Source organism: Mesorhizobium loti (assembly GCF_003148495.1).
Classification (GTDB): Bacteria; Pseudomonadota; Alphaproteobacteria; order Rhizobiales; family Rhizobiaceae; genus Mesorhizobium; species Mesorhizobium loti.
Genome location: NZ_QGGH01000001.1, coordinates 1,564,106 through 1,586,366, shown reverse-complemented (window position 1 = coordinate 1,586,366; position 22,261 = coordinate 1,564,106). Strand labels below are relative to the sequence as shown.

At 63.7% G+C, this 22,261-nt stretch carries 21 protein-coding genes and 2 pseudogenes; 8 read left to right on the top strand and 15 right to left on the bottom strand.

Annotation, left to right across the window (positions count from 1 at the left end; genetic code table 11):
- Nucleotides 1–275 precede the first annotated feature (275 nt).
- The 6 genes from C8D77_RS08035 to C8D77_RS08010 form a co-directional block, all read right to left on the bottom strand.
- Entirely contained in the window at nt 276–710 is a 435-nt protein-coding gene (locus C8D77_RS08035; RefSeq protein WP_109660872.1) for a hypothetical protein, read from the bottom strand.
- A gap of 137 nt (nt 711–847) precedes the next feature.
- Entirely contained in the window at nt 848–1,612 is a 765-nt protein-coding gene (locus C8D77_RS08030) for a slipin family protein (protein ID WP_109660870.1), read from the bottom strand.
- Nucleotides 1,609–2,979: an NfeD family protein gene (locus C8D77_RS08025; RefSeq protein WP_109661435.1), complete on the bottom strand. Its 1,371-nt coding sequence runs from the start codon at nt 2,977–2,979 to the stop codon at nt 1,609–1,611. The genes C8D77_RS08030 and C8D77_RS08025 overlap by 4 nt, the downstream gene beginning before the upstream one ends.
- A gap of 192 nt (nt 2,980–3,171) precedes the next feature.
- Complete coding sequence (locus C8D77_RS08020) at nt 3,172–3,531, bottom strand: SPW repeat protein (protein WP_109661433.1); 360 nt, start codon at nt 3,529–3,531, stop codon at nt 3,172–3,174.
- Nucleotides 3,532–3,661: 130 nt separating this feature from the next.
- On the bottom strand, nt 3,662–4,729 hold the full coding sequence (locus C8D77_RS08015; protein WP_109660868.1) for a D-alanine--D-alanine ligase family protein: 1,068 nt from the start codon (nt 4,727–4,729) through the stop codon (nt 3,662–3,664).
- A gap of 23 nt (nt 4,730–4,752) precedes the next feature.
- Complete coding sequence (locus C8D77_RS08010) at nt 4,753–5,370, bottom strand: C39 family peptidase (RefSeq protein ID WP_109660866.1); 618 nt, start codon at nt 5,368–5,370, stop codon at nt 4,753–4,755.
- A gap of 134 nt (nt 5,371–5,504) precedes the next feature.
- Here C8D77_RS08010 and C8D77_RS08005 point away from each other — a divergent pair, with 134 nt between their 5' ends.
- A complete protein-coding gene (locus tag C8D77_RS08005; RefSeq protein ID WP_109660863.1) occupies nt 5,505–6,068 on the top strand; it encodes an RNA polymerase sigma factor in 564 nt (187 codons plus the stop codon).
- Nucleotides 6,065–6,628 (top strand): hypothetical protein, encoded by a 564-nt coding sequence (locus C8D77_RS08000; RefSeq protein WP_245951670.1) that lies wholly within the window; start codon nt 6,065–6,067, stop codon nt 6,626–6,628. The genes C8D77_RS08005 and C8D77_RS08000 overlap by 4 nt, the downstream gene beginning before the upstream one ends.
- A gap of 30 nt (nt 6,629–6,658) precedes the next feature.
- Here C8D77_RS08000 and C8D77_RS07995 read toward each other — a convergent pair whose 3' ends face one another.
- On the bottom strand, nt 6,659–7,087 hold the full coding sequence (locus C8D77_RS07995) for a VOC family protein (protein ID WP_109660859.1): 429 nt from the start codon (nt 7,085–7,087) through the stop codon (nt 6,659–6,661).
- Nucleotides 7,088–7,503: 416 nt separating this feature from the next.
- Between C8D77_RS07995 and C8D77_RS07990 the strand changes: the two genes are divergently transcribed.
- Nucleotides 7,504–7,758, top strand: a complete 255-nt coding sequence (locus C8D77_RS07990) for a hypothetical protein (RefSeq protein WP_109660857.1) — start codon at nt 7,504–7,506, stop codon at nt 7,756–7,758.
- A gap of 23 nt (nt 7,759–7,781) precedes the next feature.
- Here C8D77_RS07990 and C8D77_RS07985 read toward each other — a convergent pair whose 3' ends face one another.
- The 3 genes and pseudogenes from C8D77_RS07985 to C8D77_RS07975 form a co-directional block, all read right to left on the bottom strand.
- Nucleotides 7,782–8,981 (bottom strand): aminotransferase-like domain-containing protein, encoded by a 1,200-nt coding sequence (locus C8D77_RS07985; protein ID WP_215732047.1) that lies wholly within the window; start codon nt 8,979–8,981, stop codon nt 7,782–7,784.
- Nucleotides 8,982–9,152: 171 nt separating this feature from the next.
- A pseudogene (locus tag C8D77_RS07980) lies at nt 9,153–9,604 on the bottom strand (N-acetyltransferase family protein).
- A gap of 81 nt (nt 9,605–9,685) precedes the next feature.
- Entirely contained in the window at nt 9,686–10,183 is a 498-nt protein-coding gene (locus C8D77_RS07975; RefSeq protein WP_245462878.1) for a hypothetical protein, read from the bottom strand.
- 125 nt (nt 10,184–10,308) lie between these two features.
- Between C8D77_RS07975 and C8D77_RS07970 the strand changes: the two genes are divergently transcribed.
- On the top strand, nt 10,309–10,914 hold the full coding sequence (locus tag C8D77_RS07970) for a DUF922 domain-containing Zn-dependent protease (protein ID WP_109660852.1): 606 nt from the start codon (nt 10,309–10,311) through the stop codon (nt 10,912–10,914).
- Nucleotides 10,915–10,962: 48 nt separating this feature from the next.
- Here C8D77_RS07970 and C8D77_RS07965 read toward each other — a convergent pair whose 3' ends face one another.
- A complete protein-coding gene (locus tag C8D77_RS07965; protein WP_109660850.1) occupies nt 10,963–12,495 on the bottom strand; it encodes an acid phosphatase in 1,533 nt (510 codons plus the stop codon).
- Between the two features lie 201 nt (nt 12,496–12,696).
- Between C8D77_RS07965 and C8D77_RS07960 the strand changes: the two are divergent.
- Together C8D77_RS07960 and C8D77_RS07955 are read left to right on the top strand one after the other, a co-directional pair.
- A pseudogene (locus C8D77_RS07960) lies at nt 12,697–13,969 on the top strand (cytochrome-c peroxidase).
- A gap of 161 nt (nt 13,970–14,130) precedes the next feature.
- Entirely contained in the window at nt 14,131–16,566 is a 2,436-nt protein-coding gene (locus C8D77_RS07955; protein ID WP_245951669.1) for a putative bifunctional diguanylate cyclase/phosphodiesterase, read from the top strand.
- Nucleotides 16,567–16,648: 82 nt separating this feature from the next.
- Here the strand turns inward: C8D77_RS07955 and add are convergent, their stop codons facing one another.
- From add to C8D77_RS07940, 3 genes are all read right to left on the bottom strand, one after another.
- On the bottom strand, nt 16,649–17,641 hold the full coding sequence (gene add, locus C8D77_RS07950; protein ID WP_109660848.1) for an adenosine deaminase: 993 nt from the start codon (nt 17,639–17,641) through the stop codon (nt 16,649–16,651).
- A gap of 120 nt (nt 17,642–17,761) precedes the next feature.
- Nucleotides 17,762–18,820 (bottom strand): Gfo/Idh/MocA family protein, encoded by a 1,059-nt coding sequence (locus C8D77_RS07945; RefSeq protein WP_109660845.1) that lies wholly within the window; start codon nt 18,818–18,820, stop codon nt 17,762–17,764.
- 50 nt (nt 18,821–18,870) lie between these two features.
- Nucleotides 18,871–19,575, bottom strand: coding sequence for an SDR family oxidoreductase (locus C8D77_RS07940; RefSeq protein ID WP_109660843.1), 705 nt, complete (start codon nt 19,573–19,575; stop codon nt 18,871–18,873).
- A gap of 127 nt (nt 19,576–19,702) precedes the next feature.
- Here C8D77_RS07940 and C8D77_RS07935 point away from each other — a divergent pair, with 127 nt between their 5' ends.
- A complete protein-coding gene (locus C8D77_RS07935; protein WP_109660841.1) occupies nt 19,703–20,602 on the top strand; it encodes a LysR substrate-binding domain-containing protein in 900 nt (299 codons plus the stop codon).
- Here the strand turns inward: C8D77_RS07935 and C8D77_RS07930 are convergent.
- Entirely contained in the window at nt 20,599–21,069 is a 471-nt protein-coding gene (locus tag C8D77_RS07930) for an Lrp/AsnC ligand binding domain-containing protein (protein WP_109660839.1), read from the bottom strand. The two genes, C8D77_RS07935 and C8D77_RS07930, sit on opposite strands and share 4 nt — an antisense overlap.
- 127 nt (nt 21,070–21,196) lie before the next feature.
- Here C8D77_RS07930 and C8D77_RS07925 point away from each other — a divergent pair, with 127 nt between their 5' ends.
- The gene (locus C8D77_RS07925) at nt 21,197–22,192 is read left to right on the top strand and encodes an ornithine cyclodeaminase family protein (protein ID WP_109661426.1); all 996 of its coding nucleotides are present in this window, start codon (nt 21,197–21,199) and stop codon (nt 22,190–22,192) included.
- Nucleotides 22,193–22,261 lie beyond the last annotated feature (69 nt).

Sequence of the window (22,261 nt, the reverse complement as noted above, 5' to 3'; positions counted from 1 at the left end):
TGGCCACGCGATGTCTCCCCCTGCCACGCCGCCATGATCCGGCATATTGAGCCGGCGTGCAACTTTCTCAGTCCATCAGCGAGCGTTCCCATGTTCGACGCGATGAGATCGGCTCGCTCGACATCGTGTTCGGCGAGATCACCGCTGGTAGCCGATAAGCGGCACCGTCCAGAACAATCGACAGGAGGCGGACAGATCCACTGCCGCCTCATCGTTCTTCAAGCAGTCGTTCAGCCGACACCGTGCGCGATGTTTACCAGCCGGAGCATCGGCCTTCAGTGCAGAAACGTTCCTCGCAGCCACGCGAAGAAACCGGATCTTCCCGACATTGCCGCGCGGACACGGGATGCGGCCCATCGTGCCGGCATCGTGGCGCCGACATGGCAATGGCAGACGATTTCGTGGAGCTGCCAATCGCTCAGCTCGAAGAAGCGCTTGGCCTCCCCGTAGGTATCCTCCTTCAAGCCCAGCGCGCGAAAGATCGGATCTTCGAAAGCAACTGTGATCGGTGATCCCGCGGAACGCATCCTTTCGCGCATCTCCACAGATTGGTATTCGGTCCCCGCCAGCGCCCCTAGGCACCTGTTGGGATTTTGCTCCAGAAGCTGCGCCCAACGTTCGAGGCGTTCTCCTCGAGTCGCGACAAGATAGGTTGCCTCGGCGTGGACGTCGGCAACGGCATGCAGTTGGTCAACGGTTTGATGCTTCACGGACGCCTCCTATTCAGCAGCTGAATTCGCTCAGCCTTGAATGGAATTATGGCGCTCCGTGAGGTCGACAAGAGCCGGAAATGCACGCTACGACGATTCATTTTGGGCGGCGTGGCTGCTCGGCGCACGAGGCCAGTTCACTTGGCCCCGTCCGGCTTTTTGTTGAAGATCGTCAGCAGGTCCATCGGCAGCGGAAACACCACCGTCGACGAACGCTCGCCGGCAATGTCGTGCAGCGCCTCGAAATAGCGCAACTGCATGGCCTGCGGCTCCGCCGCCAGCATCTTGCCGGCCTCGACCAGCTTTGCCGCCGCCTGCTGCTCGCCATCGGCATTGATCACCTTGGCGCGCCGCAGCCGCTCGGCTTCGGCCTGCTTGGCGATGGCGCGGATCATGCTCTCGTTCAGGTCGACATGCTTGATCTCGACATTGGAGACCTTGATACCCCAGGCATCGGTCCGCTGGTCGAGGATCTCCTGGATGTCGCTGTTCAACTTGTCGCGCTCGGCCAGCATCTCGTCGAGTTCGTGCTTGCCGAGCACCGAGCGCAATGTGGTCTGCGCCAGCTGGTTGGTGGCGGCCATGAAGTCCTCGACCTGGATGATCGCCCGCTCGGCGTCGACGATGCGGAAATAGAGCACCGCGTTGACCTTCACCGAGACGTTGTCTCGTGAAATCACGTCCTGCGGCGGCACGTCCTGCACCACCACCCGCAGATCGACCTTCACCATCTGCTGGACGAAGGGGACGAGGATGATGAGACCGGGACCCTTGACCCCGGTGAAGCGGCCGAGCGTGAAGACCACACCGCGCTGATATTCCCTGAGGATGCGAATGGCCGCGGACAGGAACATGATCACGACCAGCGCAACGATCAGATAGGCCACATAACCAATCATCATTGTCTTGCTCCATTCCTTCCCGCATCGCGCCGCCGCACCGTCAGCACGAGGTCCCTGATGTCGGTCACCTCGACGCTGTCGCCCGGTGCGACGGGTTCGTCGGCCTTCGCCCGCCAGCGCTCTCCCTGGGCCAGCACATGGCCCTCGCCGCCCTGCCAGTCGAGGATCTCGGCCGGCAAGCCGCGCATCGCCTCGCCGCCGACGCGCGGCAGGCTCCTGCGCGCCGCCCAGAGATAGGTGCCGGTGAGCAATGCCAGGCCAAGCGTGACGGTGGCGGCGGCGCCGGTCACGGCCCACGACACCTCGAAGCCCGGACCTTGGGTCTTGAGCAGCATGGCGGAGCCGAGCAGAAAGGCGGCCACACCGCTGAGCCCAAGCACGACGGTGGGATTGAAGGCCTCGATGACGAGGAAGGCGATGCCGAGCAGCATCAGGGCAAGGCCGGCATAGTTGATCGGCAAGAAATTGAGCGCATAGAGGCCGAGCACGAGGCAGATGGTGCCGATGACGCCGGGCGCCACCGCGCCGGGGCTGGTGAACTCGAAGATGATGCCATAGACGCCGATCAGCATCAGGACGATGGCGACATTCGGATCGGTGATGACGGAGAGCAGACGGATGAACCAGCCAGGCTCCAGCGTCTCGACCCGCAGCCCTTTCGTCGCCAGCACTTGCTTTTTGCCGCCCACGTCGACGGTGCGCCCATCGGCCAGTCGCAGCAGCTCGGTGGTATCGCCGGCAACGAAGTCGATAACATGTTCCTGCAGCGCCGCATTGGCCGACAGGCTCGCCGCTTCGCGCACGGCTTTCTCGCCCCAGTCGCCATTGCGACCGCGCAATTCCGCGAGCGAGCGGATCAGGGCGACCGCGTCATTGGTCACCTTGGCCATCATAGCGTCGCCCGCCGGCCGCCCGGTGGCGTCCTTCTCGTCCTTGTCCTTGTCGCCGCCGGGAAGCGACGGCAGCCCACCCATCTCAACCGGCGTTGCCGCACCCAGATTGGTGCCGGGCGCCATCGCCGCGACATGGGTGGCGTAGAGGATATAGGTTCCAGCACTGGCGGCATGGCCACCGGCCGGCGCGACATAGCCGATGACGGGAACGGGCGAGGCAAGGATATCGGCGATCATCTCGCGCATCGAGGTGACGAGTCCGCCTGGCGTATCGAGCTGAAGGATGAGGACTTCGGCGCCCCGCGTGGAGGCTGCATCAAGCGCGTCCTCGAGCTGTCTGGTGCTTGCCGGTCCGATGACGCCGTCAATGGCGACGCTCAGCGCGACCCTCTCGCTCCCGGCCGAAGAGAAGGGAGAAAAGACAGCTGCGGCGACAAAGGCCGCGGCAAGAAGGGCCACCCGCGCGAAGGTCACGCTCAAAGCTCCCTGGGCAGGATATGGGCTCCCTGGGCAGGATTTGGGACCCAATCTCACCGAAATCCATGGCGCGGTCGCAGGATTGCAAGCCGGCAACCCGGCTCCGCACGGCCCGGACGACAAACGCATGGGCGTATTCAAATCCGGAGGAGCCCGCCGCTCGCGCGCCAGGCCCCCACCCTTTACCGGTCACGCATGTGCGTGCGGATGACGGAAGTCCCAGACGGCCCAACCTGATGCGGCAACCACCAGCACGCCGAGAATGACGTGGGTGGCCATCGCGTACCCATTCGCCACGAAGCCGAGCAGCCAGGGCGAAGCGATCAGCCAGAGCCCGAGAACGATACTAACCCATTCCTCCCATTCGGCGAATGCGGCAAGCGTCGCCAGAGCCATGACGCCCAGCACGACGCCAACAACCCAGGCGTTCCATGCGGGAGCGGTTTCAGCAGCGAAGCCGATTATCCAAGGTGAGATGAACAGGCAGATGGCAAGGACCAGATTGAGCCAGTCCTGGCCCTTCTTTCCTTCCATGAGTGTATTAGCCATGACAACCTCCATAGATGAAGCTTGACCAAAGCGTTAAGTACGCGTGCAACGCACGCTCAATCATTGATGTAACTACGCTTCACATGGCCTTCAAGACCTGGCTAATATGGGCCCCGCTCCCCGAACGGGATCAGCGCGCCGCATGCCTGGCCAGCGCGTGCTCGATCAGCACGTCGATGGTCTGGCTGTAGCCGATGCCTGACGCCGCCAGTGCCTTGGCATACATCGAGATGTCGGTGAAACCGGGAATGGTGTTGACCTCGTTGACCAGCAGGCTGCCGTCGGCGCGCAGGAAGAAATCGACGCGCGCCATGGCCTCGCAGCCGAGTGCCTGGAAAGCCTGCCGCGCCATCTCCCTGGCCCTGTCGGCGACGGCGGCCGGGACATCGGCGGGCACCTTGACCACCGCACCGTCGGCATCGAGATATTTCGCCTCATAGGTGTAGAAGCCGTGCTTGCCGGCCGGAATGATCTCGCCGGGCAATGAGACCGTCAGGGTGCCGTCGGCGCGCTCCAGCACCGAGAATTCGATCTCGCGGCCTTCGACGAACTCCTCCACCAAAACCTTGCTGTCATGCTGGAAAGCCGCCTCGACGGCCGCGGTGAAGCCGGCACTGTCGGTCGCCTTGCTGACCCCGAAGGACGAGCCCTGGCGTGCCGGCTTGACGAACACCGGCAGGCCGAGCTTCGCCGCGACTTCCTCGAAGGACACGGGCTCCCAGCGCCGCAAGGTCAGCGAGCGGGCAACAGCCAGTCCCGCCTCGCGCATCAGCCGCTTGGCGGCATCCTTGTCCATGGCCGCGGCCGAGGCGAGGATGCCGCAGCCGACATAGGCAACATCGGCGACTTCCGCATAACCTTGCACCGAGCCGTCCTCGCCGAACGGCCCGTGCAGCACGGGAAAGACGACGTCGACCGGGTCAGGCTGCGTTCCATCCCGCGACACGGCGACCAGCCTGCCCTTGCCGCCGGGCAAAAGCGCAACCTCCATGCCGTCCTCGGATGCCGGCGCCCCTGCCCCGTCGGCCACGGAGGATTGTTGCAGCAGCCATCTGCCGTTGCGGGAAATGGCGATCGGCACGATGTCGTAGCGCGTCCGGTCGATCGCCTTCAGCACGTTGGCGGCCGAAAGGCGCGACACGTCATGCTCGGCCGAACGCCCGCCATAAAGGATGGCCACTCTTGTCTTACCGGTCATCGAAATCCCTCAACTGTCAAAGATCATATGGCGACGGCAATGCCGCGATTGGCAAAGAAACGGTCGAAATCGGCTGGCGCCAACACTGCGTTTGCCTGTGTGGCGCTGGTATGGCCGGACGGATTGTGGAAGCGGAAACCCTTGTCCGACGTCGCTGTGACCAGCACCAGATGGCCGCCCTTCGATGGCGGCTCGCGCTCGGGCCAACGGATCGAACTGCTGACCGAAGCGATGAAGAAGCGCTGCCGCTCCAGGATCGCCGGAATGTCCGCTGTCGCGACATTGGTCATCACCTCGGCACGGAGCCCAAAAACCTCTTTCACGAAGCTGACGAAGGGCGCGTAGATCAGCCCCCTGATCGATCCCTCGTTGACGACATAGCCGCCATATCCAGTGCAGCGCCTGGCCAGTTCGATCGTCGGCACGATCTCGCCGCGGCTCGCCAGGATCATCTTCAGGCATGCCATGCCGCAGATGTTGGCGGCCCAGACCGCGTATTCTTCGAGCGTTTCCGCGCCCGACCCCCGCCACAGCGGATCGCGCCGCAGCGCCACCTCGGCGCCGTCGGCAAGCACGGCCATGGTCATGTCTGGCGTTTCCCACTGGCTGAAAAACGGCACGGTTTCAGGCAATGCGTCCATGAAGCCCCCTTGGGCGGTTCGCTTCAGTATCGTCTACGAGGATCCCTGGCGCGTGAAAAGCCACGAAGAGCCGCCTGGCGTGGCCGTTCTTCGTTGGTGTGTAAGAAATTCCGCCCAGGCACGACTATCTGAACATGACCATGGTACACCAGGACAAGACAGGCGATGCCGAGCCGGCTGCGCCACGAGATGCTGACGAGCTCTACAAGCTGGCCGTAGAGCTGCTGGAGCGCGCGCTGGCCCGGCTGGCGGCAGGATATGAAGCCGATCCCGTCGAGCGGCAGGACCTGTTGCAGGATATCCATCTGCAGGTCTGGCGCAGCCTGAAGTCGTTCGACGGGCGCTGCTCACTGCGCACCTGGGTCTACCGCGTGGCACACAACGTAGCCGTCGATCATGTCGGGCGAGCCCGACGCCAAAAGGGCATGATCGGTCTCGATCAGGCGGCGGAGATCGTTGCGGACCCGCATCCCTCTCCGGAGAAGGAGGTCTCCGACAGGCTGGCGCTGGCGCAGATCCACGCGATGCTCCACCGCCTGCAGCCGATCGACCGGCAGGTGATGATCCTCTATTTGGAAGAGGAGAATGCCGCGACCATTGCAGAGGTTTCCGGTCTTTCAGCCGGCGCCGTGGCGACCCGTATCAGCCGCATCAAACGCCTTCTGGCCGGTCAGCTCGACCTGGAGGCAATACGATGACAGACAGATCCCAACATTCATGGATGGAACAGCCCGTGACGACCTCAGCCATCGAACTCGACCGGATCAAGGCACTACATGCCACTCTGAGTCGAACCACAACCCGTCGCAACACTTTGGAATATATCGCGGGAGGCATGGCCGCGGCATTTCTGCTCGTCATGAGCGTGGTGACATTCCTTGCCGCCCGGACCGCGGCCGACTGGACCATGGCAGCGGGATTTGCGACGCTTACTCTCGGCCTTGTGGCCGTGGGATTGAATATCTTCCGCAAAAGCACGCGCGCCGACGCCGATCTGGCGGCAAGCGGAATTGACCATCTGCAGCGTCGGCTGCTCGGGGAGCGCGACCTGCTCCGCTCCGCCTGGCTTTGGTATCTCGGGCCAATGGTGCCTGGGTTCGTCCTGATCTATCTCGGGTCATGGGCGGCACATCCAGATCGTCCGATCTTCGCGCTTGTCGGGGGAGCTTCGACCTTTGCCTTTCTTGTTTTCGTCGTCATCCTGAACCGCCGCGCGGCCCGACGGATAGACACGGAAATACGGGCTCTGCAGCAATGACCTGTGTTTGATGAGAGCCTGCGCCGCATCTTAAAAGGTGATCTTCACCGAAGCGGCGCTGCGTGTGTGCGGACCGTGATAGACGGCCTCGATGTTGTTGCCGTCTGGATCGAGCAGAAAGGCGGCGTAATAGCCGGGGTGATAGGGCCGTTCGCCCGGCGCGCCATTGTCCGTCCCGCCGTCGGCGAGGCCGGCCTTGTAGAAGGCCTCGACCATGGCATGGTCCTTTGCCTGGAAGGCCAGATGATGGCGGCCGGTGAGTTTTCCCAACGCCGCCGGGCTGTCGGCACTGGAGATGAACAATTCGTCGGCCCAGAAATACCCCTCGCCGACACCTCCGATCGGAACATCGAGCACCCGGAAGATCGCCTCGTAGAAGCGTTTGCTGGCGGCGAGATCCCTGACCACCAGTTGGAGATGGTCGATGAGCCGGCCGCGATGCAATTCCTGGGTTTCCATGAAACGCCTCCTCGTGAGGCTTTCGAATTTAGGTTCGGAGAGCGCGCCGTCAATGTGGGCGCGCCTTCCAACTGCCAACCCCTGCCGCAAGCCCGGCCCCAGTCTGTCTTGCAAACCCCCAGTCTGTCTTGCAAACAAAGAGCCCATTGTCTTGCAAACAAAAAGCCCGCCGGGAGGGGGACTCCAGCGGGCCTTTGGAAAGCGGATACTCGAGCTTTCAGATGTCTGACGGGGGATCAGACATGGTGAGAACCTTTATTGGCCGCAGAGGTTCCACCCGAACAGAAATATAACCGGCGGGCTGTCGAATCCGCGTAATTCAAGCGGTAGGAGGCGATTTCTTTTCGCGGGACCTCTCCCAACTGGAACCTTCCGCTCCCAACTGGGTTTTGTGGCGCGGCTGGGAGGAATTTTGCTTGGACTGTTTTCAAAGGCTCGAAGCGCTTGTCGATAGCGCCGGCATCAACGGCATCGAAGAAGCGAACGCCCTGCTGCGTCGGTTCAAGGGCAGGTCGCAGGCGGTTACGACGGCGATCGACGAGTTCATGCTGGACTTCAAGACATTGGTCTTCGTCGTTGAGAACGGCGAGGAAGGGTTCCGGAAATCGCTGGGCAAGCTGGCTCGCGCCAGGCTGTCGAAGCTCGAGCACCTGGTGAGCGTAACGGCGTAGGAGGCCGGCCTCCGGCGCCTGGCCTATCCCTTCAGGATGGCGGCCAGTCTTGGAATGCCTTCGCTCACCGCGCGCCGGTCGGCAAGCGTGAAGGACAGCCGCAGCGTGTTGCGCCCGGTGCCGTCGGCAAAAAAGGCACTGCCGGGCACGAAGGCGACCCGCGCCTCCTTCACCGACCGCGCCAGAAGCGCTGTCGCATCGGAACCCTCGGGCAGCGTCACCCAGACGAACATGCCGCCTTCCGGACGGCTCCAGGTCACGCCCTCCGGCATGTTGGCTTCCAGTGCTGCCAGCAGGCCATCGCGGCGCTCGCGATAGGCGCCGATGAGCTTTTCCACCTGGCCGTCGAACACGGCTTCGGCGACGCGATGCATCACCACCTGGTTGATCGACGGGCTGTGCAGGTCGGAGGCCTGCTTCATCAGCACCAGCTTCTCGACCACATGGCGCGGCGCGCAGACCCAGCCGACTCGCATGCCTGGCGACAGGATTTTCGAGAACGAGCCGCAATAGAGCGTGCGTGCCTTGTCGATGCCGCCGGACCTGATGCAGTCGAGCGCCAGGATCGGCGGCACGCCTTCGCCGTCGTAGCGCAGCGCGCGATAAGCGGCATCCTCGATGACGGCGATGTCGAGTTCGCCGGCAAGGTCGAGCACCGCCTCGCGCTGCTGGCGGTTCAAGGTCTCGCCGGTCGGGTTGGCGAAATCCGGCACCAGATAGGCGAACTTGGCCTTGCCGCCATTAGCGGCAGCCGCCGCGCGATAGGCATCCGGCGTCATGTTGCCGCCGTCCACCGTCAGCCGCTCATAGCGCGGCTCGTAGGCGTTGAAGGCCTGCAAGGCGCCGAGATAGGTCGGCCATGTCACCAGCGCGGTATCGCCCGGCGACAGGAACAGTTTGCCGAGATAGTCCAGCGCCTGCTGCGAGCCAGAGGTGATGAAGATGTTGGCCTCGTCGCAGGCGACGCCGAGCTTGCCCATCTGCCCGGCCAACCAGCGCCGCAGCGGCAGATAGCCTTCCGAGACCTGGTATTGCAGAGCGGCACCCGCCTCTGCACCGCCCAGCACATCGGCATAGGCGTCGCGGATGGCCTCGGCCGGGAACAGCGCCGGATCGGGAATGCCGCCGGCAAACGAGATGATGTCGGGCTGGTCGAGCAGCTTCAGGAGTTCGCGAATTTCGGACGCTTTCATGCGCGACGAGCGCGAAGCCAACAGGTTCATCAAAGTCACGACACGCCTCCCCAGACGCAGCAATATAGGTCAACTTGCCTGACCTATATCCCCTCTTGCCTGCGAATTGAAGTGTGCCTGAACGATTTCCCGAATGCGCCAGCGCAATGCACGAACGCCGCGAGCAATTCCACAAAAAGTGTGCAGCGGTTTTCCGTCCGGCTAAAGGCTCTTCTTGTAGCCGAGATGGCTGCCGATGAAGCCGAGGCTTTCATAGAACCGGTGCGCGTCCGCGCGCGACCTGTCGGTGGTCAGTTGGACGAGGCTGCAGCCGCGCGCCCGGCATTGCGCGATCGCCCATTCCATCATCTGCCTGCCGATGCCGCCCGAGCGCCTGTGGCCGGCGACCCGAACCGCCTCGATCTGCCCGCGCCAGGCGCCCTTGCGCGACAGGCCGGCAAGGAAAGTGATCTGCAAGGTGCCGACCACCTCGGCGCCCTCGACGGCCACCGCCAGCAGCTGGTTGGGGTCGGCATCGATGGCGTTGAAGGATCGACATAGCCTTGCGCCAGCGGCACCGAGGCGTCCTCGCGGCCGGCGCCAAGCGGATCATGGGCCAGCATGGCGACGATGTCAGGCAGGTCGGAGGCTTGCGCACGGCGGAAGGTGATCATGGTGTCGGGCATATCGTGAGGCGCTGGCAGCGGCAAGATTTGGATACGCTCCCACCGGGCGCTGGCACAACCCTCTGAGGTTCAATCCGCATCACCCGCCGGCTTGGCCTTGCCGCACTGCGCCAGCACCTTGCCGATGGCAGCGCTCGAGCCCTTCAGCGGAAAACTGGTCTGGCCGTATTTGGCCGCGCTGACGCTGACCTCGCCTTTTCCGCGCAGCAGGTCCAGCAGCGGATCGGCTTTCGCCAGATTGACCACGAAGTAATTGTACATGGCCTCGAGCTGCAGCGTCTTGGTCACTGTCTTGCCGTCGGCCTTGAACTCGAACGAACCGCTGATGCCAGGCTCCAGTTGCTGGCCTGTGGCGCCGAGATCGAAGCTCAGCACCGGCGTGTCGAAACAGGTCAGCATCAGATACGCATCGCCTTTCGGGCCGCCGCAGACCGAGGCGGTCAGCACGCTGCCGCCCTCGTCTTCCTCCATCTTCGCAGCCCAGCCGCCGCACGACGCGGCAAAAGTCGGCTGCGCGGCCTGCAGGACCGCGACCGCACCGGCGACGACGAGATATCCAGCTCTCATGACTTCCCCCAATTGACCCCCTCTAGGGCATTTGCAGCACCAGCAGGCATTCTATAGGAAAAGCTGTCCTGTGGCATTGCCCGTCGCGCAGATGTCGCCCGGTCCTGATTTTGCGGAGAGCGGTGTTGAGAGCCTGTGTTCGTCTGTGTCTTCTGTTGGCCACCTTGCTGGCCTTGCCGCTCACCGCCCATGCGCAGTGGAAGCCGGTCGAGAAAGTCGAGACCTACGCCATCTCGGGCCAGTCCGGCGCCGAACTCTATCGCTCGATCGGCGAACAAGGGCCGCTGATCCGCGGCGCCAAGACGCGCACCATGGCCTACACCAACTTCAAACTGACCTGGAGCGGCAGGGACTACAAGCCAAGGGGCAAGGACTGCGTGCTGACAATGGGGCGGCCGAAACTGATCATCACCTACGCCTTGCCGAAGCCTGCGGGTTCGTTGCCGCCGGCCGTCCAGAAGAGCTGGGACGTCTTCATCGCCAGCGTCAGCGCCCATGAACAAGTGCATGGCGCCAGCATGGTGCAGATGGTCCACGACATTGAAGCGGCGACGGACGGCCTGACCATTGCCGACGATCCCAAATGCAGCAAGACCAGGGCCGAGGTGGTCAAGCGGCTCGACGCGATCTCGAAGGCGCGTGTACAAGCAAGCCGCGATTTCGACCGCGTCGAATTCGGCGATGGTGGCAATCTGCAGAAACTGGTTTTCGCTTTGGTGACCGGCCCTTGAAACAGGCCACCGCGCCTTTGCGACGCGGCGGCAAGATTTGAAGTCCACCTACCGGCTGAGATCGAGCGCTGCGCTCAGGTCGCCCATCGGCGGCTGGTCGTTGTTGCGCAGCGCCTTGTCGCGGGCAACGATACCGGTCAGCACCGGCAGATCGTAGCGCGCGGTGATGAAGCGCAGGATCGACGTCGTGTCGTATTGCGTGTGGTCGACCGTGCCCATCTTCGCATAGGGCGAGATGATGAAGGCCGGGATGCGGTTGCCCGGCCCCCAGCGGTCGGCCTTGGGCGGCGCGACATGGTCCCAGAAGCCGCCATTCTCGTCATAGGTGACGACCACCAGCATGTGGCTCCATTGCGGGCTCTTTTCCAGATGCGAAACGAGGTCGGCGAGATGCTGGTCGCCGCTCGCCACATCGGCATAGCCGCCATGCTCGTTGAGATTACCTTGCGGCTTGTAGAAGCTCACCGAAGGCAGCTTGCCGTCGTCGATCGCCTTGATGAACTCGGCGCCATCCAGGCCACCGTCTCGCAGGTGCTCTGTCCGCGCGGTCGTGCCCGGCGCGTAGGCGGCGAAATAGTTGAACGGCTGGTGGTGGAACTGGAAGTTCGGCACCGGCGTCGCGTTCTTGCCGTCGAGCGTTGCCTGCCAAGCGCCGGCATACCAGGCCCAGTCGACGCCCTTCAGCGTCAGCAGGTCGCCGATGGTGATGTCGTGCTGCGGCGGCAGCGTCGTCGGCTGCGCCGGATCGGCCAGTGCCTTGTCGCCGCCCTCGACCGGCTTGTTGGCGCTCGGCTGATAGGGCGGCTGCATGGTGTTGACCGCATAGAAGTCGGGCGTGATGGCGCCGTCATTGACGAATTTCGGTGCGCCGCCAAGTGCCGACGGCGGCGAATTGTCGGCGACCTTCAGCGTCTTGCCGTCGGCTTCGACCACGGCGATCTGCCCCTTCACCGGGCTGGTGTCGGCGTGCGGATAGACCGGCGCGCAGGCGCAGGCGAGCTGGAAATGGTTGAGGAAGGAGCCGCCAAAGGCGCCCTGGAAGAAATTGTCGGCCAGAACGTATTTCTTCGCCACCGCCCACATCGGCAGCACCGATCCGTCATAATGGCCCATCACCAGGCCGCCGGAATCGGCCCAGGCGACGAACTTGTCGTTCTTGCCCGCGTCGATCTGCATTTGCTCCTGATAGAAACGGTGCCAAAGGTCGCGCGTGATGACCGAGGTCTTCTCGTTGAAGCCGCTGGCATCGTCGATGGCGAAGCTGGCATTGGTGAGGTGCGCCGACTGCGCCTCGGTGACCGGCGGCGTCACGCCCTTGGCGGTCAGCCCGCCCCAGGCCGGCGGCAATTCCGTAAGCGGCTTGCCGTCGCGGTCGAGCTGGCGCGCCTGGTCGGCCGAGACATTGGCCAGGCCGTTGGCGCCGGGGAAGCCGCCATAGAGATTATCGAAGCTGCGGTTCTCGGCGTAGATGACGACGACGGTGTCGATCTTGTCGTAGCCGGGCGGTGCGGCCATGGCCGCGCTGGCGAAGGATGCCAGGGCCGTACTGGCGAGGCAAAGGGAGATAAAAGGCCGCGTCATGGGAAGTCCTCATGGCTGGGGTGATGGCTAGAGGGGGCAATGCATGGCTGGGGGCAACGGCCATGGCTGCAAAGGCTAAGTCGATGCCTTGTCACCTTTGTGACATCTGCGCTGCCGGCGAACACGGTTGCGTGAGCGGCTGGACCAGTCATCAATCCGTTGCAGTGCGCACCTAATTCCCAGGCAAACCGGATTGAACCCATGACGACAGGACGATGGAAAAGCCTGATGATCGCGGCCGCTGCAGCATCGATATTTGGCTTTGCCGTGACCCTGCCGGCAACCCTTGTTCGCGCCGGAACCGGCAGTGTCCATCCCGGGCCGATGTCGCGGGCGGATGCCTTCGCACGCGCCGCCGCCCTAACCACGCTTGGTCGAAAAATGTTCTTCGACCCGGCGCTGTCTGCGTCCGGCAAGCAGGCCTGCGCGTCCTGCCACGACCCGCACCATGCCTTCGGCCCGGCCTCGGCGGCTTCAGTCGAAATGGGCGGGCCTCGACCAGCCCGGACTGCGTGCCGTGCCCTCGCTTCGCTATTTGCAGGCCGCGCCGGCCTTCACCGAGCATTTCTACGATTCGGAGGATGAGGGCGACGAGAGCGTCGACAATGGTCCAACCGGCGGCCTGACCTGGGACGGCCGCGCCGACCGCGGCAGCGATCAGGCGAAGATCCCGCTGCTGTCGCCGTTCGAGATGGCCAACAAGGATGCCGCTGCCGTCACCGCCGCCTTGCGCAAGGCCGCCTATGCTGACGACTTCAAGGCGGCCTTCGGCGACGACGTTCTCGACCATCCGGACGATGCTTTCGACGCCGCCGCCGAGGCGCTTGGGACCTTCGAGCAGAGTGCGCCCGACTTCTATCCCTATTCCAGCCGCTACGACGTCTTCCTCGCCGGCAAGGCGACGCTGTCGGCACAGGAATTGCGCGGCCGCGCGCTGTTCGAGGACGCGGCCAAGGGCAATTGCGCCAGTTGCCATCTGAGCGAACCGGCCAATGACGGCGAACCGCCGCAATTCACCGATTTCGGCCTGATCGCCATTGCCGTGCCACGCAACAGGGCGATTCCCGCCAATGCCGACCCCGCCTATGTCGATCTCGGCCTATGCGGCCCGCTCAGGACGGACTTCAAAAGCCGGGCTGACTACTGCGGCCTGTTCCGCACGCCGACGCTGCGCAACGTGGCGGTGCGCAAAAGTTTCTTCCATAATGGCACTTTCCACACCTTGCGCGACGCGGTCGCCTTCTACGCGACGCGCGACACCGATCCCGGCCGCTGGTACCCGAGAAACACCGACGGCACGGTCCGGCAAAACGCCGATTTGCCAAAGGCTTACTGGGTCAACCTCAACCAGGACCCGCCCTTCGGCAAGAAGCCCGGCAACAAGCCAGCTCTCACCGATCCCGAGATCGACGACATCGTCGCCTTCCTGCAAACGCTGACCGACGCCGACCAGCAGGCAGCGCCAGCGAACTGAACCGCCTTGCTCGTTTGGCCTGCCCGCCGGCGAAAGAAAGGGTTCTGGATTTGCCGGATTTGATGCGCCGCAACGCTTGGGACCGGTAAAGAGAGACATATCCCATTAGCGCTTCCTAAACCGCTTTCCGGTAATCCTCGTCACTCGATGGTGGGGCGCCGATGAACGCATTCAGGCGAGCGGCCGGATTTGTTGTTATCATGTTGACCGGCGCGGCGACGCTGGCGGCGTTGCATATCGATGCCCAGCGAAACTTCGCGCTGGCCAAGGAGCGCTATCTCGAGAATTCCCAGGCCGCTTCCAGAGCGACAGCCAAGACCGTCGAAGACGCCTTGCGGGCCGTCTATGAAAATGTGCGGACCTTGACCTATCTGCCCAGCGTCCAAAACCTCGACCGGCATGGCACCAATCTGGGCGACGAAGGCCGCGCGACAATCCAGCAGATCTACAACAACCTCGCCAACAACGTCTCCATTTCCGAGGTTTACTTCCTGCCGCTGGATTTCAACCCGGACCGCTTCGATGCGGTGACCGGCAAGCTCGAGGAGCCGATCCTCCAATTCGACCAGCTGATCGTGAATGCCAAGGCGAGATCCGAGGTCGCCGCGGACGCGAAGCCCGGAAAGTTGGACCAGAATGCCCTGGTCCGCCCCCCCGAGGAGATCGAGACCTATGAATACCACGAACTGGCAAAGCAGCTCGCCTGGCTGAAGACGAACTATCCGAATTCAAGCGCCATCGACGGGCTCAACGTGCCGATTATCGGCACGAAGGAGCTCATCACCTGCGACAACACCGATTTCATCCACACCGGCAATGACGCGGACCGCTCCGGCTTCATCCTTTCGGTCCCGGTCTTCGGCGGGGATGGCAACCTGCGCGGCTCCGTCTCGGCGATCATGCTTACCTCGGCGCTGCGCAAACTGTTGCCGAGCAGCGACTATGTCATCGTCAATTCAGGCTACGGCTTTGAATCCGACCAGCACAAGATGTCGACGGCGCTCGCGGCGGATTCCCGTGCCTTCACGGCGGCCGACCCCAATCTGATCTATTCCGAAGTCATCCCGCTCTCGCTCAACGATCCCAGGAGTGCATGGCGTCTCTGGGCCGGTTTCCCCAACAGCCGGTTCGACAGTAACCTGGACGTCCAGTCCGTGCATGAATTCGAACTGGCCGGTTATGCGGCGGTCGCGGTGGTCACGCTGCTGGCGCTGGCCTGCTGGTATGCGATCGGGCGGACGATGACGATGCAGGTCGAGGCAGCCGAGACCCTGGAGCGGCGGGTCGAGGAACGCACCGCCGAGATCCAGCACCTGGCCACGCATGACATTCTCACCGGCCTGCCCAACCGAGGCCTGCTGGCTGAAACGATGGACGAGGCATTGAGAAGCCTCAGGGACGGCGAGAAGCTGGCCGTCCACTGCGTCGACCTCGACCGTTTCAAGCCGGTCAATGACACGCTCGGCCATCCGGTCGGCGACGAGCTGCTCGGTGCGGTGGCGAAGCGGTTGAAACACCATGCCGGCGAAACCGCCATGGTGGCGAGAATTGGTGGGGACGAGTTCGTCATCCTTCAGCTCCTGCTCGACGGTAACGACGAGGCCGGCGTGCTGGCAAGCCGCGTCATTCATGCCCTGTCCGACGAATTCTCCATCCATGGCCACAAGATCAACATCGGCGGCAGCATCGGCATCGCCGTCTTCCCCGACGACGGGCAAAATTCTGAAACCCTTATTCGCAATGCCGACCTTGCCTTGTACAAGGCCAAGATGGAAGGCCGCGGGACCTGCAGGTCGTTCGAGCCAGGAATGGACGCGAGACTGCAGGAGCGGCGCCAACTCGAATCCGAGCTGGTACTCGGCGTGAAAAAAGAACAGTTCGTCCTGCACTATCAACCGCTGCACGACGCAAAGACCTCGCAACTCACCGGCTTCGAAGCGCTGGTGCGATGGAGCCATCCGCGCCTCGGCCTGCTGCCGCCGTCGGAGTTCATCCAACTGGCCGAGGAGACGGGCGTCATCGACGCGCTTGGCGAGTGGATCCTGCGGCGTGCCTGTACCGACGCCGCGAAATGGCCCCTGCCCGTCAAGGTCGCGGTCAATCTCTCGCCGGCCCAGTTCAAACAGCAGGGGCTGTCGCTTCAGGTTGCCGCGGCGCTCGCGGCGTCGGAGCTGCTGCCGTCGCGGCTCGAGCTGGAGATCACCGAGTCGGTGCTGCTGGCGAACAACGAAAACACGCTAAACACGCTGCACGGCCTGCGCGACCTCGGCATCTCCATAGCAATGGACGATTTCGGCACCGGCTATTCCTCGCTGAGCTATCTCAGGTCGTTCCCGTTCAACCGCATCAAGATCGACCGCAGCTTCGTCAGCCTGATGTGCGAGAGCAGCGAAAGCCGGGCGATCGTCAAGGCCGTCGCCGAACTCGGCACCACGCTCGGCATGACGACGACAGCCGAAGGCGTCGAGACCGAGGACCAGTACAGGCTGGTCAGGGAGAATGGCTGCACGGATGTCCAGGGCTGGTTCTTTGGCCGCCCAATGCCAGCCTCCGAGCTTCATGCGCTTTTCGAACAGCCAGAAGCCCTGACCGCGTAATCCGCCAGACAGCACGATGGCACTGGGCGACGCGGCGCTGGCGGCCGCGCGGGATACTTCCTGGCAAGATCGGTAGCGGCACCTAGCTCCGCCAGGCCGCTAGATCGGTCAGGATCCGCGCCTTCAGCGCCGGGTCGGCGTAGCTCGCCTGCACCGACGTCGCGGCGAGTTCACGGATGGTTTCACCGTCCCAGCCGAAGGCCTCGGCGCAGGCGGCGTAGGATGCTTCAAGCGTGGTGTCGAGCAGCGTCGGATCGTCGGTGTTGATCGAGACGGGGACACCGGCCTTGCGCAGAGCGTCGAGCGGATGTTCGGCAAGCGACGGATACACGCCGAGCGCCACGTTGGAGATCGGACAGACGCCTAGGGGAATCTGCTTCTGCGCCAGCAGGTCGACAAGGTCCGGGTCTTCGATCGCCCGCACGCCGTGGTCGATGCGGTCGGCGCCAAGCAGTTCGATCGCGTCGCGAACACCTTCCGGGCCGCTCGACTCGCCCGCATGAACGGTGCGCCGCAAGCCTGCCGCGCCGGCACGGCGAAACGCTTCGGCGAAGCGCGGGCCGGTGCGGCCGGCGGCCGCTTCGTTCCCGTCGATCGACAGGGCAACGACGCGCTTGTGTCTGATTTCGCTCAGCAACTCGACCAGCTCGATCGCATCCGCCGCCGACTGGGTGCGAAGCAGGCTGACGCAAAGCCCGACCGGCGGGTGTCCGTCCTGCTCGGCGGCCGCGAAACCAGCATCGAATGCGTCGATCATCCCTGGGATATTCCCATGCCAATGCGGCCAATGCGTCGGGTTGACGATGACGTCGGCGTAACGCACACCGCTTCGACCCATGCGCTGTGCAAACTTGTAGGCCGTGGTGGCGAGTTGCTCGCGCGTCCGGAACGTCCCGCACAGCCAGTCGAGCATCTCGAGGAAGCTCTTGAGGTCATGAGCTTCGAAGAGCCTGTCGCGCGGTGCACGCAGCGGAATGCCGGCTTCCTCGCAGTTCCTGATCACATCATCGGCCTCGAAGCAGCCCTCTACGTGGATGTGCACTTCGGCTTTCGGCAGTCCGATGAAATCGGTCAATGGCGTCTCCCCTGTTCTCCGACGCCATCAAATCACGAAACGGCCAATCCTCATTTCAAGAAATGATTGAAAGAATTGCGCGTTGGCCGCGAGATTGGCAGCGCCTCGCGGAACCCAAGCCTACTGCGTATCCGCACTTGCCCGCAGCTCGGCACGCTTCTCGTCCGAGACGACGGCCAGATCGAGCACCTTCTGCAACTCAGCGGCGTGTCGGAACGACGGTTCGGCCTGCACGCCAGTTCGCACCGCATCGACGAAACGCTGGTAGTTGGTCGCCACCGTGCCGGCGTCGAGCTCTTCCCATTTGGCGTTCTCGACATTCTCGCCGACGCAGGCCTTGAGCGCCGAGCCGTCGAGATTGTGCACCACCTCGATGCCGCCTTTATCGCCATAGATGCGCAGGCGCAGCTCGTTGAGATGGCCTGATGCCCAGCGGCTGGCATGCACCACGCCGAAGGCACCGTTGGAAAAATCCAGCGTCATGGCGAAGCTGTCATTGGCGTCGAGCCCGTATTCGCCGATGCGGTTATCAGGCGCCTTGTCGAAGGCGCGCAGACGACAGAAGACATGGTCGATGTCGAGCGCGGCGCCGTAACTGGCGAAATCGAGGATGTGGATGCCGACATCGCCGAGCACGCCATTCGAGCCGTGGCCGCGCGACAGCCGCCACAGCCATTTCGGATCGGTGCGCCAGTCGCCCCAGAATTTCGACACCAGCCAGCTTTGCAGATAGGACGCTTCGACATGCCTGACCGTGCCGATTTCGCCCGCCTGCACCATCTGGCGGGCCTTTTGCAGTGCGGCGACATTGCGATAGGTCAGGTTCACCATGTTGACGATGCCGGCGGCCTCAGCGGCGTCAGCCATCTCGGTGGCCTTGCCAAAATTTTCGGCCAGCGGCTTCTCGCACAGCACCGGCTTGCCGGCGGCAATCAGCGCCATGGTGGTCGGGTGGTGGATGCGGTCCGGCGTGACATTGGCCACCGCATCGAAAGCGCCCCATTCCAGCGCCGCCTCCAGCGAGGTGAAGCGATTGGCGATCTTGAAGCTGTCGGCATATTCGCCGACGCGCGCCGGGTCGACATCGACGGCACCGACAATGTCGACGCCCTCGATGGCGCTGAAGCGCCGCGCATGTTCCTGCGCCATCCAGCCGGTGCCGAGTATCAAAAGCCGCATTTCTTGCTCCTTGAGCCGAGAGGTCAGAATCGACCTCTCGGCCGACGCCCTCAAATAGCGCGGATGATGCCCCCGTCGACACGAATGTTCTGGCCGGTGATGTAGCCGGCGCCTTCCGACGCCAGGAAGGCGATGGTCGCGGCGATCTCTTCCGAGGTGCCGTAGCGCTGCATCGGCACGCTGTCGCGGCGTTCTTCGGTGGCCGGCAGGCTGTCGATCCAGCCGGGCAGCACATTGTTCATGCGCACATTGTCGGCGGCATAGGTGTTGGCGAAGATCTTGGTGTAGGCGGCAAGGCCGGCGCGGAACACGGCGGACGTCGGGAACATCGGGCTCGGCTCGACCACCCAGGCCGTCGAGATGTTGATGATGGCGCCGCCCTTCTGCTTGACCATCTGCGGTGCCACGATGCGCACCGGCCGGATGACGTTGAGCAGGTAGACGTCCATGCCGGTGTGCCATTGCTCGTCGGTGATTTCCAGGATCGGGGCGCGCGGCCCATGGCCGCCGCTGTTGACCAGCACGTCGATGCGGCCATAGCGATCGAGCGTCAAATCGACCAGGCGCTGCAGATCGTCGTTCGACTGGTTCGAGCCGGTGACGCCGAGCCCGCCCAATTCCTCAGCCAGCGCCTCGCCCTTGCCCGAGGACGACAGGATGGCAACCTTGAAGCCGTCCGCCGCCAGCCGCTTCGCCGCCCCCGCACCCATGCCGCTGCCGCCGGCCACGACCACAGCTACTTTTTCTACACTCATTGGATTTTCCTCTCAGGGTTGGCAGGCACCGCAAGCGGTGTTTTCGGGAGTTGAGCGTTGATATAGCTGGTTTTCCCTGCCGGTTCGAACCAGAATGCCTGAAATCAACCTGTAGAAAAACTCCTGCATGCCCGAAGCCTTCCTCAGCCTGCCGCCGTTGAATGCGCTGCGCGCCTTCGAGGCCTCGGCGCGCCATCTCAACTTCCGCATCGCGGCCGAAGAGCTGAACGTCACGCAAGGGGCGGTCGCCCAGCACATTCGCGGGCTGGAGGCCGATCTCGGCACAAAGCTGTTCGAGCGGCTGCCGCGCGGGCTGGCGCTGACCGATGAGGGCCGCGCCTATGTCCCCAACATCCGCCGCGCCTTCGACCTGATCTCGGAGGCGACGCTGCTGCTTCGTCCCGAACCGGCGCGGCTGACGATCAGCGTGACGCCGACCTTCGCCACCAAATGGCTGATCCCCAGGCTGCAGGATTTTGTGACTTACAATCCGCTGGTCGACCTGCGCGTGCTGGCCAGCGAGAGCCTGTCGAGCTTCCAGGTCGACGGTGTCGACATCGCGGTGCGGCAAGGCCGGCCGCCCTTCGGCGCCGGCCTGATGGTCGACCTGTTGTTTCCCCAACAGATCATCGCCGTCTGCAGCTCGGCCCTGCTGCCACACGGCACGGCCGAGATCGCGGCCACCGAAATCCAGCATCACGTCCTGCTGCACGATGCGCACAATCTGTGGCCGGAATTCATGGAAAAGGCAGTCGGCCTGAAGATGACGACCGAGCTGAAACGCATGCGCTTCAACCAGACGGGCCTCGCCATCGACGCGGCCATCGCCGGCCAGGGCATAGCGCTGGCCAGCCGCTTTCTCGTCGCCGCCGACCTCGCCGCCGGCCGACTGGTTCAGCCGGTCAGCGGTGAAATGCGCGGCACGCAGGATTTTTATGTCGTGATGCCGAGAAAGCAGCGCCATCCCGAGCCGACGCAGGCCGTGCGGCAGTGGCTGCTCGATGCCGGAGAAAGGCCGCCGGTCTAGATCGGCAGCAAGGCGTCGGGCTTCACATTGGCGATCGAGGCGTAGGTGTGCGTTTCCCGCACCCCGGGCAGCGGCAGGATGACGCGCTGCAGAAAATCCTGGAACATCGCCATGTCGGCGATGCGCGCCTTGACCAGATAGTCGAAGCCGCCGACCACCATGTGGCACTCGATGATCTCCGGAGCCCGCAGAACCGCCTCGGCGAAGCGGTCGAAGACATGCGGCGCGGTGTGGTCGAGCCGCACTTCGATGAAGACGAGTTGCGCCTGTCCGATTTTGGCCGGATCGAGCACAGCGCGCACCGCGCGGATGAACCCTTCGGCGAACAGCCGCTTGACCCGCTGCGCCGCTCCGGTCGGCGACAGGCCGACCCGCCGTGCCAGATCGAGCGTCGTGCGGCGGCCGTCCTCCTGCAACAAACGCAGCAGCGAGCGGTCGATGCGGTCGATGCGGTCGAGATCGTTCATTTCAGGATTCACACTTCTGAACCGGAATAAGCGTGATAGTCACGCTAAAATAGCGAAAACAATATATTTCATCACGCAGATGGATCGCAATACCGTTGTCGTGCAACAGACAACGAAAGCGGATCCCATGACATCGGTTCTATCGACCTCCCGCAGCGCCCAGGCCAAGGGCGACGCGCCCGTGCTCATCCTGAGCGAGGCCGAGGTGAAAACCTGCATCGACCTGCGCCAGCTTCTCGACGCGCTCGCCGGCGGCTTCAAGGCGCTGTCCGGCGGCAAGGTCGTCAATCCGGCACGGCCGCAGCTCGACATTCCGCAGGCCGGCTATTCGCTGGCGATGCCTGCCTGGACGGCGGGCATGCATCTTACGGTGAAGATCGTCAACGTCTTCGAGGGCAACATCGCCAAAGGCATCCCCAGCCACCTCGCCACCATCCATCTGTTCGACCCTGGGACGGGCATGCCGGTCTGCGTCATGGATGGCACCTATATCACCGCCGTGCGCACCTCCGGCTCCGCCGTGCTCTCGGTGCGTGAACTCGCCCGCCGCGACGCCAAGGTCGCGACGGTGGTCGGGGCCGGCGTGCAGGCCGGCCAGCATCTGCATCTTCTGCCGCTGGTGCGCGACTTCGCCGAAATCCGCGTCGTCTCGAAGGAGTTTTCAGATGCGCAAGCACTTGCCGCTGGGCATCCGGGTGTCGTTGCAGTCGCCGATATCGAGGCCGCGGTGCGCTCGTCTGACGTCGTCTGCCTTGCCACGCATTCCTACCAGCCCGTGATCTCGGCCGACTGGGTGCGGCCCGGCACCCACGTCTCATCGGTCGGCGTCGCCCCGCCCGGCGGCGAGTTGCCGGTCGAGCTTATCGGCAAGGCCAGCCTGTTCGTCGAGACCAGGGAGGCCTTTGTCGCGACGCCGGTCGGTTCCTGCGAACTGGCGGGCATTGACCCGAAAAACGGAACCGAGCTCGGCGACATGCTGCTCGGGCTGCGGCCGGGACGCGTCAGCACCGATCAGGTCACCGTCTACAAGGCCATGGGCGTCGCCATGGAGGACATGGTGGCAGCCGACCTCGCCTATCGCGAGGCGGTTCGGCGGGGATTGGGGCGGGCTGTTGTGCTTTAGTGGAGCCGCCTGATTGTTGAAGCCAGCGCTGCCCCGCATTGCCCTGCCGGGCATTTCTCCCCGTTCACG